This window comes from Bartonella sp. DB5-6, from assembly GCF_000278115.1.
Classification (GTDB): domain Bacteria; phylum Pseudomonadota; class Alphaproteobacteria; order Rhizobiales; family Rhizobiaceae; genus Bartonella; species Bartonella refiksaydamii.
Map to the genome: position 1 here is coordinate 133,257 of NZ_JH725117.1, position 15,106 is coordinate 148,362.

Annotated in this window: 13 protein-coding genes; 8 read left to right on the forward strand and 5 right to left on the reverse strand. The window is 40.3% G+C overall.

The features are described 5' to 3' along the window. The 7 genes from MCO_RS04445 to MCO_RS04485 form a co-directional block, all read left to right on the forward strand. A partial coding sequence (locus tag MCO_RS04445) for a thiamine phosphate synthase (RefSeq protein ID WP_007552871.1) occupies positions 1-616 on the forward strand: 616 nt, incomplete at its 5' end. A gap of 309 nt (positions 617-925) precedes the next feature. Then, positions 926-1,675, forward strand: coding sequence for a TIR domain-containing protein (locus tag MCO_RS04455; RefSeq protein WP_007552874.1), 750 nt, complete (start codon positions 926-928; stop codon positions 1,673-1,675). 530 nt (positions 1,676-2,205) lie between these two features. Beyond that, positions 2,206-2,607, forward strand: coding sequence for a helix-turn-helix domain-containing protein (locus MCO_RS04460; protein ID WP_007552876.1), 402 nt, complete (start codon positions 2,206-2,208; stop codon positions 2,605-2,607). Positions 2,608-3,036: 429 nt separating this feature from the next. Next, a complete protein-coding gene (locus MCO_RS04465) occupies positions 3,037-3,435 on the forward strand; it encodes a hypothetical protein (protein ID WP_007552877.1) in 399 nt (132 codons plus the stop codon). A gap of 742 nt (positions 3,436-4,177) precedes the next feature. Beyond that, positions 4,178-5,221 (forward strand): tetratricopeptide repeat protein, encoded by a 1,044-nt coding sequence (locus tag MCO_RS04475; RefSeq protein WP_040298822.1) that lies wholly within the window; start codon positions 4,178-4,180, stop codon positions 5,219-5,221. Positions 5,222-5,581: 360 nt separating this feature from the next. Next, entirely contained in the window at positions 5,582-6,154 is a 573-nt protein-coding gene (efp, locus tag MCO_RS04480) for an elongation factor P (RefSeq protein ID WP_007552880.1), read from the forward strand. Positions 6,155-6,169: 15 nt separating this feature from the next. Then, positions 6,170-6,961 carry an inositol monophosphatase family protein gene (locus MCO_RS04485; RefSeq protein ID WP_007552881.1) on the forward strand — a complete coding sequence of 264 codons (792 nt, stop codon included), beginning with the start codon at positions 6,170-6,172 and terminating at the stop codon, positions 6,959-6,961. Between the two features lie 550 nt (positions 6,962-7,511). Here the strand turns inward: MCO_RS04485 and MCO_RS04490 are convergent. Then, positions 7,512-9,302, reverse strand: coding sequence for an ABC transporter transmembrane domain-containing protein (locus tag MCO_RS04490; protein ID WP_007552882.1), 1,791 nt, complete (start codon positions 9,300-9,302; stop codon positions 7,512-7,514). Between the two features lie 186 nt (positions 9,303-9,488). Here MCO_RS04490 and rpmE point away from each other — a divergent pair, with 186 nt between their 5' ends. Beyond that, on the forward strand, positions 9,489-9,710 hold the full coding sequence (rpmE, locus tag MCO_RS04495; RefSeq protein WP_004856429.1) for a 50S ribosomal protein L31: 222 nt from the start codon (positions 9,489-9,491) through the stop codon (positions 9,708-9,710). 539 nt (positions 9,711-10,249) lie between these two features. Here rpmE and MCO_RS04500 read toward each other — a convergent pair. The 4 genes from MCO_RS04500 to gap all read right to left on the reverse strand — a co-directional run bounded on the left by MCO_RS04500 (position 10,250) and on the right by gap (position 15,004). Next, on the reverse strand, positions 10,250-10,453 hold the full coding sequence (locus tag MCO_RS04500) for a hypothetical protein (protein WP_245256845.1): 204 nt from the start codon (positions 10,451-10,453) through the stop codon (positions 10,250-10,252). An 859-nt stretch (positions 10,454-11,312) separates the two neighbouring features. Further along, complete coding sequence (locus tag MCO_RS04505; protein ID WP_007552885.1) at positions 11,313-12,356, reverse strand: class I fructose-bisphosphate aldolase; 1,044 nt, start codon at positions 12,354-12,356, stop codon at positions 11,313-11,315. 106 nt (positions 12,357-12,462) lie between these two features. Continuing rightward, the gene (pgk, locus tag MCO_RS04510; protein WP_007552887.1) at positions 12,463-13,659 is read right to left on the reverse strand and encodes a phosphoglycerate kinase; all 1,197 of its coding nucleotides are present in this window, start codon (positions 13,657-13,659) and stop codon (positions 12,463-12,465) included. A gap of 337 nt (positions 13,660-13,996) precedes the next feature. Then, entirely contained in the window at positions 13,997-15,004 is a 1,008-nt protein-coding gene (gap, locus tag MCO_RS04515) for a type I glyceraldehyde-3-phosphate dehydrogenase (RefSeq protein WP_007552888.1), read from the reverse strand. Between the last annotated feature and the right edge of the window lie 102 nt (positions 15,005-15,106).

The window sequence follows — 15,106 nt, forward strand, 5'->3', positions numbered from 1 at the left end:
CCAAACCTCACAACCCCAAACCTCACAACCCCAAACCTCACAACCCCAAACCTCACAACCCCAAACCTCACAAAAAAAGTCTTTTGCATGCGTTATTCTTTATGACTCTCAGGGTGATGCAGCTTTTTTACAAAAACAAGCACAACTTTATGCACAAGATATTCAACAAAATGATACCGCCCTTCTCATTGCTGGAGACAGCCGAATTGCGGGACGAATAAAGGCTGATGGCGTGCATATAGAGGGTGACCTTAACGCTCTCGAAAGCCTCGACAATCAGAAAAGGGAACAAAAAATCATAGGTTTTGGAAATTTACGCAATCGCCATAGCGCTATGGTTGCTGGAGAAGCCGGCGTCGATTACCTATTCTTTGGAAAACTTGGTGCTGATAAAAAGCCACAGCCTCACCCCCGCAATGTCCAACTAGCAGGGTGGTGGGCAGAGATTATGGAAATCCCTGCTATTCTTCAAGCAGGAAGCGATTTTACAACTTTTGATGAAGTCTTAAAAACCGCCTGTGAATTCATTGCTGTCGAAGAAGTCATTTTCGGGAACGACAATCCTTTGATGATACTCGAAAGAATAAAAGAAAAATGTGAAACCACCCCCTTGTAATGCGGGGGAAACATTCATACAAGCACCGACAAAAACCCACACATACCCATATCATCCATGTATCACCCACAATTACAGATAAAGGGGATAAAAGTGCATTCCTCTTGTCTCAAAATTCCATCAAATTGTCTCAAAATTTAACAGAATTAGATGAAAAAGCTAGCATCCCCTTTTTACATAGTATAAGAAAAAAAATCATAAAACTTTATCTTATAAAAAGAAACCATCATGATTGGGAAAAATCATCATTGTTAATGTTGATAATGAATACCGACAACTGATGATAGAGATATGGAGGGGACATAAAAAATGGAATACAAAGGTACCTTTGAAGACCTTAAAAACATGGTTTGCAAAGCTGGATATGAAATCATAGAAGCCAAACCTCTATCACATAATTCCCCTGAAGTATATCAGATCATAATCTTAGATGCAGGATCAATTAATTGGTATGGAGGAAGCTCAGGAAAAATCGTCTTTCAAAGCAGTGGCCCCTTACAAGAGAACCTAAAAAAAGCCTTAGCCAAGCACCTAGGAAAAAAATCAAAAACTTCTTCCCCAAAGACTTCTTCCAATACCTCAGATAAAAAAGTTTTTGTCGTACACGGTCATGATGCTGCTGCCCTAGAGCAACTTGAACTTACTCTTCGCAGGCTTGGGCTTGAACCTTACATCTTGCAAAATACGAGCGGTAATGGTCTAACCATCATTGAAGCTTTGGAAAAAGAGATCTGTAATCCAACCCGTTCTACAAAATTTGGTATTGTACTGCTCACTCCTGATGACATGGGCTATTCCAAAAGTGATGGTCCCCAAAAAGCACAACCTCGTGCGCGACAAAATGTTGTTCTCGAAATGGGCATGTTAATATCCGCGCTTTCTCGAAAAAATGTTGCTATTCTGATAAAGCAAGACGTTGCCCCCCCTTCAGATATTGCTGGAATTATATACCTTCCTTTCAAGAACCACGTAAAAGAAACAGTTCCAAAACTTGTCATTCGATTAATGGAATCTGGATTCACTTTAGATCCAGCAGCAATTTCTTACGCATTCAATTAAATTTAAACAACGCCCAATAGAAAACTGCTCCCTAAAGTTTGAACACGCAGATTAATCCATTATAAATAAGCCCATACTATGAATATCCTCGGAATTCTGGGAGATTTTGCTATGTCCAAGTGCTTTAAGCACTAAAAGCAAAATGCTGATTTAGGTTCAGTTTTAGACTCCCAGAATACCAATGCGAGGGCGCTCGCACCCAGAGAGGGACTAAACAAAACCCATACGCAAAAGTGCCACCGCTTTTCTCACCATTTTTGACTTGATGAAAAACGCAGCTCCTCTCATGAAAAAAACACTATTTTCATTTTTATTGTAAATTTCCCGAAATTGCTTTATGACTTAAAAGGTGATTTTGGTCGCATACGCAACGACCAATAGGGACTTGAAAACCCGAAACTCAAACATAAAAATGAACCCACTCTGTGGGTATCCCGGGATTCCGGGAGATTTTGCTATGTCCAGGTGCTCTCAGCACTAAAAGCAAAATGCTGATTTGAGTTCAGTGTTTTCAAGCTCCCGGAATACTCATGCGAGGGCGCTCGCAACCGGCGGGGGGCTCTAAAGTGCAAACCAAAACTCTCAACGACATTTTTGTAGGCAAGAGAATTCGTTTTAGGCGAAAAATGTTGAAAATGTCTCAAAAACAATTAGCGCATGCTTTAAATGTAAGCTACCAACAAATTCAAAAATATGAAACAGGCTTAAATCGTGTAAGCGCAGGACGCCTGAAAGATATTGCCGATATCCTAAGCGTTCCACTTACCTTTTTCTACGCAGATATCTTAACAAAACAAGAATCTCCATACCAACATGACGAGATAATATCGAGCAGAGAGGAATATCTGCTGTTAAAAAGATTTAGAGTTTTAACATCGGTAAAACAAAGAGCAATTTTACAACTCATCGCTGATCAAAATGAAAATTTTTAACATCATGCTAGAGATCTACACTCTCTGTTCATAAACACTCATAAATATCTTTGAAAAGAACAGCCCTCAAAAACCAGCACTTGAAAATTTATTTGGTAAAACTGTACACCTAACACATCATTTGATAACGGTTAAGCCTATCTTAAAAAACTATATTACCACAGCACATCACAAAATAAATTTACCTATAGTATATGCTTACACATGTTTTATATGCTTTTAATATATATTTTGTATGTTAAGTATAACCTTTAAATGCTCTTAGAGATGATAGTAGTTTTTAAAAAACGAATGAAAAAATACCGCTTGATTGTGCACCGATACGTTGTTAGTATGGTCATGAGCAAAAGTGCTCTTATTTCGCTGTAAGAGCTTCCCAAGAGAGCCTAATAAACAAGAGAGCCTAACCATAAATAGGGGGGAATTAAGATGTTAAAATATTTATTGCTACCACCGCTTGTGTTGACAGCTGGTTGTGTATCTATGAATGGTAATTCATCAAGTTATGTTGATCAAAATGTTACGACGAATGCTGCAAAATTAATTGCTAACGATTTTGTCCGTAATCTCAAAAAACCTTTACCGCCAGCTACAACCACACTTATTATAAAGAAAAATAATACAGCAGACAACTTTACTCCTTTATTTATCGATCTGTTGCGACGGAATGGATATAATGTGATCTATACAGATCAACCCCAAAAACAGCAGAACATGGGTGTAACTTTGACTTATAGAATAGCGCCAATGGATAAAGGTATAATGTCTGTTGTTTATTATGATGAGGCGGGAGCAACACGTTATTATATACGTACTTATAATAGATGAACCCCCTATTTAATGTGGAGATTTTCTATATTTGAGACGTAAAGACCTAAAAGCTCTTGCTAAAGAAAAGAGATTTTCACCTCAATACAAACTCTTGTTTTTTAGCCAGAGCGAATAAACTTTTTTATATATTGTAACGATACAAGGTATAATAATTTATCGCTTTAAAAATAATGAAAAATCCTCCACACCCTAGTTATTACGTGGAAGTGTAATCACAAAATTTGGTTTATCTGTGACTAAAGCAGTTGAATAGCTTGCTATATCTCGTGTAGCATTTCTAGGGTATCGGTAAAAATCCAATACCTTTAGAGAGTTTCATTTTGTGTGATTTTCTCAACAATCAAAAACATCCATTGACAATATCATCATCAACGTTTTAGCATAGTTTGGTAAAGCTAAAAGAAGCCCCCATAATTGCCAAACATGTCGACAAAGGTTGATATTTCATCAATTCAAATTTTGTTTTTAATGAAAAACACATTGTATTTTTTATTCACATTAGTCGTAAAGAATAATATAGAAAGAATGTTATTTTTACTCCGTTGAAAAAGAAAACATTTTCCACCAAGTTAAATCTTGGCTCTTACTTCCATGAGCACAATGATGTGTAGAAATAGTGGAAATCTCCACTATAATCCCTTGGGTATAAATCCTTTGAGTACACTTGATATGATGAAAGAAAAATGTAAAAACTTCTTCTCGTAGAGGGGGAGAAGGAGCATTCATGATAAAGCAAGGCATGATAAAAAAAAGCATAGCGCTCTTCACCTTAATAATGATTTGCTTCACCAGTACTGTTGCAAAATCTGCTGCCAATGTTCAGGAGCTCTCAAATTTTGAACGTTCTTTCAATACAATTCAAGACACCACAAACACTCAAGAACCTTTCCAACCTTTAAAAGCTGGAGAATATGATCAAGCTTATGACTATTACACCCAAGGCTATTATTTAAAAGCCTTTCGTGAAGCACTCAGACGAGCAGAACAAAATGATCCCATCGCACAGACTCTGGTTGCTCGGATTTATATGGAAGGATGCGCTGTTCCTCGTGATGGTGCGCGCGCTGCTTTGTGGTTTGGACGAGCAGCAAAACAAGGCGAACCACAAGCGCAACTGCGCTACGGTCTTCTATTATTTGATGGAAATTTCATTGCGCAAAATCAGGAACTTGGTGAAGAGTTTATCCGAAAAGCCGTAGATGCTAAGGTAAAAGAAGCCTATTTTTATTATGGACAATTGCTTCTTTATAAAGCCTCGCGTGAAAAACAAGTTCTCGCGGGTGTTTCTTCACAAAGCCGTGAAAATGAGGCGATAGAACAAGCATTAAAATGGTTCTTAAAAGGCGCTGCCCGTGGAGATTCTGAAGCCGCGTTTGCTGCGTCAAAAATTCTTGCCTCAGGAACTTCAACGCGTCCAAGAGATGAGCGCAACGCCCGCAGACTCATGGAAGCAGCTGCCCAAAACAACCACTCTACAGCACAAATCCTTTTAGCACAATGGCTTGTGAAAGGTCGTGGTGGAGAAACCGATTTTCAACGTGCTTTTCATTTGCTTATGAGCAATGCCATCAATATGGTTCCACCAGCACAAGTTTCTCTCGCAAGGCTCTATCGCGATGGAATAGGCACAAAAGGCGATATAGTCATGGCAGCGGCATGGTATATGCTTGCAAAACACGCCAAAATTCAAGCACCAGACCTTGAAATGATGCTTGAAGGTATGGACAATACGCAATTGGAAAAAGCTCGCAAAGAAGCAATAAAGCTGCTTCCTATTTTTTAATACACACTTCAAAGAAATGATATCGTTTACTGCCAAGAAATAAAATCCGACAAAGACCGCCCAAAATCTCGTAAAATCCCCTCCCAATCCCATAAAAATCTTTGTGCAAATTTTAAAAAGCTTGCGTTTGAACGCTTTTTATGGTCTTGCAAAGAATTAAAAAGTAAGAAAAGGCTCTTTTTTGGGAGAACTTATCTAGGCTTTTCTCTCTGCCAACATGATGGAAAGCCCACTGTAAGGACAACGAAAGAACCCACCACAAAGACCACGAGAGAGCCTACCGCAAGAACAACGAAGGGTGAATAACCGTAAGGGCAAAAAAAAGCTCTCTTTTTGTAAAAATGAAATTGGATATAAACGATGAAAATTAATGGCAATGAAATTCGTCCTGGAAATGTAATCGAGCATCAAGGAGGCTTATGGGTAGCTGTGAAATGCAATGCTGTAAAACCAGGAAAAGGTGGTGCATTTAACCAAGTTGAAATGAAAAATTTAATCGATGGTACAAAACTCAATGAACGATTTCGTTCTGCCGAAACTGTTGAACGCGTACGCCTTGAACAAAAAGACTTTACATTTCTCTATCAACAAGGTGACGCTCTAGTCTTTATGGATTCAGAATCTTATGAACAACTTGAATTACAAAAAGATTTTGTCGGTGAACGCGCTGCTTTCTTGCAAGACGGGATGACAGTAACTGTTGAACTTTATCAAGAAAAGCCTATTGGCATATCACTTCCCGATCAGGTCACTGTAACAATTGTTGAAGCAGATCCTGCTATCAAAGGGCAAACAGTTACATCTTCTTATAAACCTGCCATTCTTGAAAATGGTATTCGCATTCTTGTACCACCTTTTATTAATGCTGGTGAACGTGTCATTGTCGACACCAACGAGTTGATTTATGTGCGTCGTGCAAATGATAAAGGATAAATAAAGGAATAAAAAATGGCCCATTCTGCAATCATGAATGTCATGGTGCAAGCTGCAATGAAAGCTGGACGCTCATTAGTGCGTGATTACGGTGAAGTGCAAAATTTGCAAGTGTCTTTGAAAGGGCCAGCAGATTATGTAAGCCAAGCAGATCGTAAGGCTGAAAAAATTATTTTCAATGACTTAAGCAAAGCACGACCAAAATTTGGTTTTCTGATGGAAGAATCTGAGGAAATCATTGGGGAAGATTCACAGCATCGTTTCATTATCGATCCTTTGGATGGCACAACAAATTTTCTCCATGGCATTCCTTTTTTTGCGGTTTCCATTGCTTTAGAAAGTCAAGGAAAAATCGTTGCTGGAGTAATTTATAATCCCGTGAATGATGAGTTGTTTACCGCTGAACGCGGTGGCGGTGCTTTTTTTAATGACCGGCGCTGTCGCGTTTCTGCACGACGCCGATTAGAAGATTGTGTCATTGCAACGGGCATGCCGCATTTTGGTCGTCCAAATCATGGTGCATATCTTATTGAATTGCGCAATGTCATGGCTGAAGTTGCTGGACTTCGCCGCTTTGGAGCTGCCGCTCTTGATTTAGCTTATGTCGCCGCAGGAAGAACAGATGGATTTTGGGAAGACAATCTGCAAATTTGGGATATAGCCGCCGGAATACTGATGGTTCGCGAAGCCGGTGGTTTTGTCACGGATAAGGAAGGTGGTAACGATATATTTCGCAAAAAAAATGTCATTGCTGGCAATGAACTTATTCGCCTCAAACTAGAAAAAACTCTCAAAAAAGGCATTTAAACCACCGAGAATGTCTGAAAAAAGACAATGTTAAAGTATCATTTTCAACTTTTTGAAACCAACAATAATAAACCCATGATGATGTCAATATTTGATATTTTTCAAAAAATCATTGCTAGTAATGAGCCCATACGCACCTCATGAAAGCCTTTAAAAACTTTTAAATTTCAAAGATTCAAAAAGTCCTGCCAAATACTTTATATTTTTACTATAATATTTTCTCCTAATCCAAATCTAAACAGGCTTGAAGACGAAATTCAAGAATAACCCATCACGATCAAGGCTTACAAAGAGCAATAAAAACACAATACCCCTTCACAGTTACATCCTTATACTACATAACATTCTCTTATTACAGAAGCGCCCTCTCCTCATATCTTGCGATAGCGCTGCATATTGTTTTCAATGCTTTTCAAAGTTTTCACAAAAACGCGCAGCTAGATCACGCATGAGAAGTTGAATTTTCACCAGAATTAAAAAAATAGAAATGCATATATTTACTTTCCATTGACAACACCACAATGAAAATGCTGATCTTTATGCTAATTCCTTATTCAGGTGAAAATTGCAATTTGGCTAAGTATGCATAAACCCCGTTTTGTGCAACAAGTTCGGCATGTGTTCCTTCTTCAACAAGAGCCCCTTTGTCCAGTACGAGAATGCGATCTGCTTTTAAAATCGTTGCTAAACGGTGAGCGATCACCAATGTTGTTCGGTTTTGCATCAACCCTTCTAAGGCTTCTTGCACCAATTTTTCACTATTTGCATCTAAGGCTGATGTTGCTTCATCAAGCAGCAACAGGGGGGCATTTCTTAAAATTGCGCGTGCAATACCAATGCGTTGTTTTTGTCCACCAGAAAGCATAGTACCGCGTTCTCCCACTTGCGTATCAAAACCGTTTGGTAAAGATTCAATAAATTCAAGAGCATTGGCTGTTTTTGCCGCAGCAACAATTTGCTCTTCATTACACTTTTCTGTCCCGAAAATAATATTATCGCGTAACGTCCCATCAAAGATAGCGACATCTTGTGGAACATAAGAGATTGCACTGCGTAAATCTTGCAAAGAAAGACGATTAATCTCCACGCCATCAAAGCGAATTTGACCACTTGTAGGATCATAAAAACGAAGGATCAAAGAAAAAATGGTGCTTTTTCCTGCACCAGAAGCACCAACAAAAGCAACCGTCTCACCTTCTTTGACAGAAAAAGAAAGAGAACGCAAAATCTTCTCTTGTGGTCTGGAAGGATAAGTAAAATTAACCTGATCAAAAACAAGTGCACCTCGGACAGGTTGTGCCAACGGTAAGGGATTTTGAGGAGCTAAAATTGTAGGTTTTTCTTGCAACAATTCAGCAAGTCGTTCAGCCGCGCCTGCTGCTTGTATTAATTCTGCTCCCAATTCCGATAATTGCGCAAAAGTAGAAGCCCCAAACACTGCGTAGAGGACAAATTGACCTAGTGTCCCACCAGTCATAGTACCATTCAGAACATCTCGAGACCCAATCCATAAAACAGCAACCACACTGCTAAAAACCATAAAAATTGCAAAACCCGTAAAAAAGGAACGCAAAATGACAGAAGCACGTGCTGTTTGAAAAGCACGCTCTATCAATTGTGAAAAGCGTGTAGAAACAAGTTTTTCAGCGGTAAAGGCTTGCACAGTACGAATAGCGCTTACCTGTTCGGTTGCCAAAGCATTTGCATCTGCAAGACGATCTTGTGCCGCACGTGTACGTACACGAACCTTGCGCCCAAAGATAACTAACGGAATAGCAACAAAGGGGATAGCAAGCAAAACAAGCGAAGACAATTTGGCATTTGTGATCACCATCATCACAACTGCTCCAATCACCACAATCAGATGACGCAAAGCTGTAGAGGCAGTTGAACCAACAGCCAATTTTATTTGCGTAGTATCTGTTAACAACCGCGAAACAAGTTCACCAGAATGGGAATGGTCAAAAAAAGCAGGAGAAAGTTTCATTATATGCACAAAAACATCACGCCGTAAATCGGCAACAATCCGCTCTCCCAAGGTGATAACACAATAATAACGGCAAGCAGAAGCAAGTGCGAGAAGCAAAGCTAAGACAAACAAAACACAGAAAGTAAAATTGATATGGTCATGGCTTGAAGCAGAAAAACCATGATCAAACATTTGACGAATAGCAATAGGCAAAGCCAAAGTAACAAGAGCAGCAACAGACAAAGCAAGAAAGGCAAAGACAAACAACCAGCGATAGCGTACAAGATAAGGGCCAAAAGTTGCAAGCGAAGATAATGAAGGTTTTTTTAGAGAAGACTTTACAGATTTTTCTGAATGATTGAAGAAATTCATAGGCTTTCGCTCACTTAAATAAAGGTTGTTTATAACTCTTTATACAACAACACACCTTGAACACTTGTTTTTTAATGCGTGCTCAGTTATAGAAAGAATAATTTAATCAACTTACCAAAAAGACGAAGCAAGCGCACTCAAAAAAAACACGTGTCATTTCGTTGTATAAAACAGAAGGTTTGCCGCATGAAAGCGAATATTCATCCCAACTATCATAGGATTACCGTTGTTATGACGGATGGCACCCAATATACGACTCGCTCAACTTGGGGAAAAGAGGGGGACACCCTTAATCTAGACATTGATCCAAGAACCCATCCAGCGTGGACAGGAGGGTCTCAAACACTTGTAGATCGTGGTGGTCGTGTTTCTAAATTCAAAAATCGTTTTGGTAACCTCGGCATGTAAAAGCCTATTTCTGGTTGTGAAGAGCAAAAAACGACCCGTAAAGTTCCAGTAAAGTTGAGTGTGCTCAGTGGAATTATTTGTGCCCAATAAAGTCGTTTGTATATTGCAAACAATAAAACTGTCTTCAGCTGTAAGAAGGGCGCGATTTGAGAGCTCTCATAATTAAGGTTTTGTAGAAAACACGTTAGTCAAAACTGCCAATAAGGTACCCCGCTTTAAAGCGGGTTTTCTTTGCGTATGATGAAGAATGAAAAAAAAGAGAAAACGCCCTTAATCTGACATTGATCCCAAAACCCATCCAGCGTAGATAAGGTGAATCTCAAACATGAGGAGATCATGGTAGATGCGTATCTCTATTCAGAAATCGTTTTGGATATCTTAGCATGTAAATGTTTCCTTGACCTTAAGAAGCAAGATTTGTTAGCCCTCTCAATAAACGCTGGTCTAATGTCATGATTTTGATGAGTAGGCATAAGAGTATGAGAAGCGGATAGCCTCTTCATTTTGATTACGTTATGTGCAAACGCTATAAACTCTCTTTATTCAGGGAGAATAAGAACATACCCAGGAGGGGCTAAACGGAATAAGAGAGCGTCGTAACCCCACGCAGCAGACAGGCAGCAAATAGAAAAAACGCCTTCACCAATTGCCATGAGTAATGCGAACGATATAGCGCTATCGCCTGTTGTTCCTTCGCGCCGTTCTAAGAGGTATCCGAAAAAAAAGAAAAAGCACGCTAACATACTCGCCCGCGTAAAGAAATTTAGCACGGCATGAACCAATCCACGCATGTTGAACAGAATAAGAAAAATTATGAAAATAAACAGTCCAGATATCCAAGCGAATACTCCACGCACTAGTTTGCACAAATCTCGCATCATCATTGCAAAAGTACTCTCTTCTGCGTATCGATTTTTTCTTGTGGTGTTTATCTTCTTAGAAGATATGCTGTCCACAAATCCCCCCCATTTTTAAGCCAAGATGCTATAAAATCGGTCACTTGTGATTATATCATCACAAAATACAAGAAAAATTTATTCATTTTCACTAAAAAACAAGTATTTTACTAAGTACAAATCTCTTTTCTTTAGCAAGAACTCTTCAATCCGTTCGTCTAAAATACAAAAAAACCGTCTACCTTGAAGATTAGGCTATCCTTACGCACAAAAGGTTGACAAACCGCATGTTTTATCTGCCCTGAAATTATAACTTTCCAATCTCCCCGCTCATCCACCTTCTCGACTGCAATCAAATGGATTTTACGGATGACAAAAGAGTGTCAAAAAACAAAAAATATTGCGCTATCAAACTCTTCAAAACAGTATCAGCTTTATGATTTTCACTCAAAAAGTAAGTACCGGCCTCATGAACAACAACACACCGTAATGCTGTTCATTCACAAATTTACGAGCATTATCTCCCCTTCCCCGCTCTCACCTCTCGACGTCCTCCACAAATACTTAAAGAAATACACGAGGAAAAATTCTCTGAGAAAGCTTTCAATCCTAAAAAGCGCGCCCCACCATTTTATCATGATGAGGGCTTCTTAAATCACGCAGAAACATGCAAAATCTCCCCACATTCAAACAGAGAACTTATTCTTCAAGCACAAGATTTCTCACGGTCTTTTGTCCATTGCCCCAAAGCCGCAAGGTGGTTCATCTGTGCGCGATGAAAAAAAGCCTTTTGTGCAACAGCAATATTTTCATGTCTGCCACCCCATGCCTTCAAAGCTGCCGCTTGCAACGCCCGCCCATAAGAAAAGGTCAATTTCCAAGGCAATGCGCCCAGAGCATTCCCCAAAACATTCATTGCCGATAAATGGGCAGTTGCTTCTTCATCAGATTGTCCCCCAGAAAGAAAAGCAATCCCTGGAACAGCAGTAGGAACAGTCCGTTTAAGCACCTGAACTGTCTTTTCAGCCACTTCTTCCACAGAAGCATTGCGTGCACCTTTTCCATCAATCACCATATTGGGTTTTAAAATCATACCCTCTAAAAGAACACGCGCCTCAGACAATTCTTTAAACACCGCAGTCAAAACAGCTTGTGTCACCTCAAAACAGCGCGCAATTGAATGCCCACACGATGGTCCATCCATAAGCACTTCTGGTTCAACAATCGGCACAATCCCTAATTCCTGACACAAAGCAGCATAGCGTGCGAGAGCTTGCGCATTTTGGTTGATTGCCCCTCTTGTTGGGAGAGTGTGTGCATCAATCGCAATCACCGCCCGCCATTTAGCAAAACGTGCTCCCAAAACATAATAATCTTTTAAACGCTCCCGAAGCCCGTCTAATCCTTCTGTAATTGTTTCTTGAGGAAAAGCCGCCAATGGTTTAGCGCCAGTATCGACTTTAATCCCTGGTAAAGCACCCGCATCACGAATAAGATCTATCAACATTTTCCCAGATGATGCTTTTTGACGAATGGTTTCATCAAATAAGATGACACCAGAAATAGCACTTTCCATGGCTTCCTTTGCGCTAAAAAGCATTTCACGATAAGCGCGGCGATTATCTTCGCTGCATTCAACACCAATAGTTTCAAAACGCTTTCCAATCGTAGTAGTACTTTCATCTGCCGCTAAAATACCTTTACCCGCACAAACCAGAGCAAGTGCTATATCCTCAAGACGTTCATTCATAAAAAATTCCTCTTTGTTTTGTCTCAATTTCTAAAAGTACGCAACACCACCATCACGCCCCACACAACTCCATGATCATATAGCTTTTCTTTAAGCCTAAAACCCTTTAAGCCTGCATGAGCGCGAGAATACCAGGCAGCACCTTACCTTCCATCCATTCCAAAAAAGCACCGCCTGCTGTCGAAAGATAAGTAAAATCATTGGCAACACCAGCATGATTAAGCGCAAAAACTGTATCTCCCCCTCCAGCAATTGAAACCAATTTCCCCTTTTGGCTGCGTCCTGCAGCATGGCGTGCAACCGCAATTGTTCCTTGATCAAAAGGAGGTTTCTCAAAAACACCAAGAGGCCCATTCCACACAAGAGTGGCTGCTTTATCAAGCACACCTTTAACATGCGCAATGGAGCGGGCACCAATATCCAGAATCATGCCGTCCTCAGGAATATCTTTAATGTCATAAAGCCGATGCGGTGCATCCTTTTCAAAGCGAAATCCAACAATCACATCCACAGGGAGTAGAAGCTCACATTGGCATTCTTGCGCTTTTTGAATCACTTTTTTTACCGTTTCCATAAGTGCATGTTCACATAGTGACTTTCCAACATGAATGCCTTGCGCCGCTAAAAAACTATTGGCCATACCACCACCAATCACCAAATGATCAACCTTTTCCAACAAATGATTAAGCACAAAAAGCTTACTAGAAACCTTAGCCCCACCCACAATAGCAACCACTGGACGCGCCGGGTTACCAAGCCCTTTTTCTAGCGCCTGCAATTCAGCCTGCAAAGAACGTCCCGCATAGGAAGGCAACAAATGTGTTATCCCCTCCACCGAAGCATGGGCACGATGAGAAACTGAAAAAGCATCATTGACATAGATATCCCCATTATGCGCTAAAGCCTCAGCGAAAGAACAATCGTTCTTTTCTTCACCTAAATGGAAACGAACATTTTCAAGCAGTAAAACACCACCGTTTTGCAACGCATCAACCGCCATCCGCGCGGCTTCTCCGATACAATCTGATGCAAAAGCCACCGGCTGATTGATTATTTTTTCCAACGCTTGCACAACGGGGTATAGTGAAAATTCTGGCTCCAACTGTCTTTTGGGGCGACCACAATGGGAAAGAAGAATAAGCTTAGCTCCACGCTTTTGAAGCTCAATAAGGGTCTCTTTATGTCGTTTGAGACGCGTTTCATCGCATACTTCGCCTTGCGCCATTGGAACATTAAAATCCACCCGCACAAGAACACGTTTCCCAGCGACATCAACATCATCAAGTGTACGAAAACCCATCATTGCTCCCTCTTCACTTTCTGTTGTTTCAAACAAAAACGCATCTGCTTAACTCTCCGCACACAACCGCCCCTTTGCTTTTACGCAAAGAAACCCGTGTTTGTATTTTCTCAAACTTTGTCTCGTTCAAAAGCGCACTGTTTCAAATTCTGCCCCCTGCATGCAGTTTTAAACACCACGCATTACTATACCGAAACAAAACACAGCACGTCACTTAGAAAATATCTTCTCCTTAGCGCACAAAAACAATCTTTACTCATTTTTTTCAAAAAGAATATACTTTAATTTTCATTATAAAAATGAACTTTTTTATAAAATAGAGAATCTTCGTGTCCCATTTTTATATTGTTTTAGCAAAAGCCACAGCAGTATCACTCATACGGTTAGAAAACCCCCATTCATTATCGTACCAAACCAAAACACGACAGAGCTTACCATCAATCACCTTGGTTTGATCATTGTGGAAAATAGCTGAATGTGGATTATGGTTAAAATCACAACTCACAAGCTTTTCTTCCGTATAGTCCAAAATGCCCGCAAGCGCACCGCGTGCAGCAGAACAAATGGCAGTGTTTATTTCTTCAATTGTTGTGGAACGTTTAGCGGTAAATGTCAAATCAACAACAGAAACATTAGGAGTTGGAACGCGAATTGACACACCGTCGAGCAACCCTTTTAATTCTGGCAAGACCAACCCCACAGCCTTTGCTGCACCTGTTGACGTAGGAATCATAGAAAGAGCCGCCGCACGTGCACGATAAAGGTCACGATGCATTGTATCTAACACAGGTTGATCGCCCGTATAAGAATGAATTGTTGTCATAAACCCCTTTTCAATTCCAACTATGTTGTGCAAAACTTGGGCAACAGGCGCCAAACAATTGGTTGTACAAGAAGCATTAGAAACAACCCGATGCTCTTTGCTCAAAGACTGATGATTTACCCCGTAAACCACTGTAAGATCTGCACCTTCAGAAGGCGCAGAAACAAGAACCCGCTTTGCCCCAGCATCCAAATGCGCACTTGCTTTATCTCGCGCAGTAAAAATGCCCGTACATTCCAAAGCAATATCGATATCCAAAGCCTTCCAAGGCAATTTTTCTGGATCACGCTCTGCGTATACCTTTATCAAACCGCACCCGACATCAATGGCATCACCCACAACCTTGATGGGACGAGGAAAACGCCCGTGGACTGAATCATAGCGCAACAAATGGGCATTGGTCTCCACCGCCCCTAAATCGTTAACAGCCACAACTTCAATATCTTGTCGTCCACTTTCCACAATGGCACGCAAAATATTGCGTCCAATACGCCCAAACCCATTAATTGCAACGCGAACAGTCATTTCACATTTTCCTTATCAATTTTTATAGCGCAACAAATGGGCATTAGTTTTCACCAATCCCCAAAATCATTAACAGCCACAACTTCAATATCTTGTTGTCCA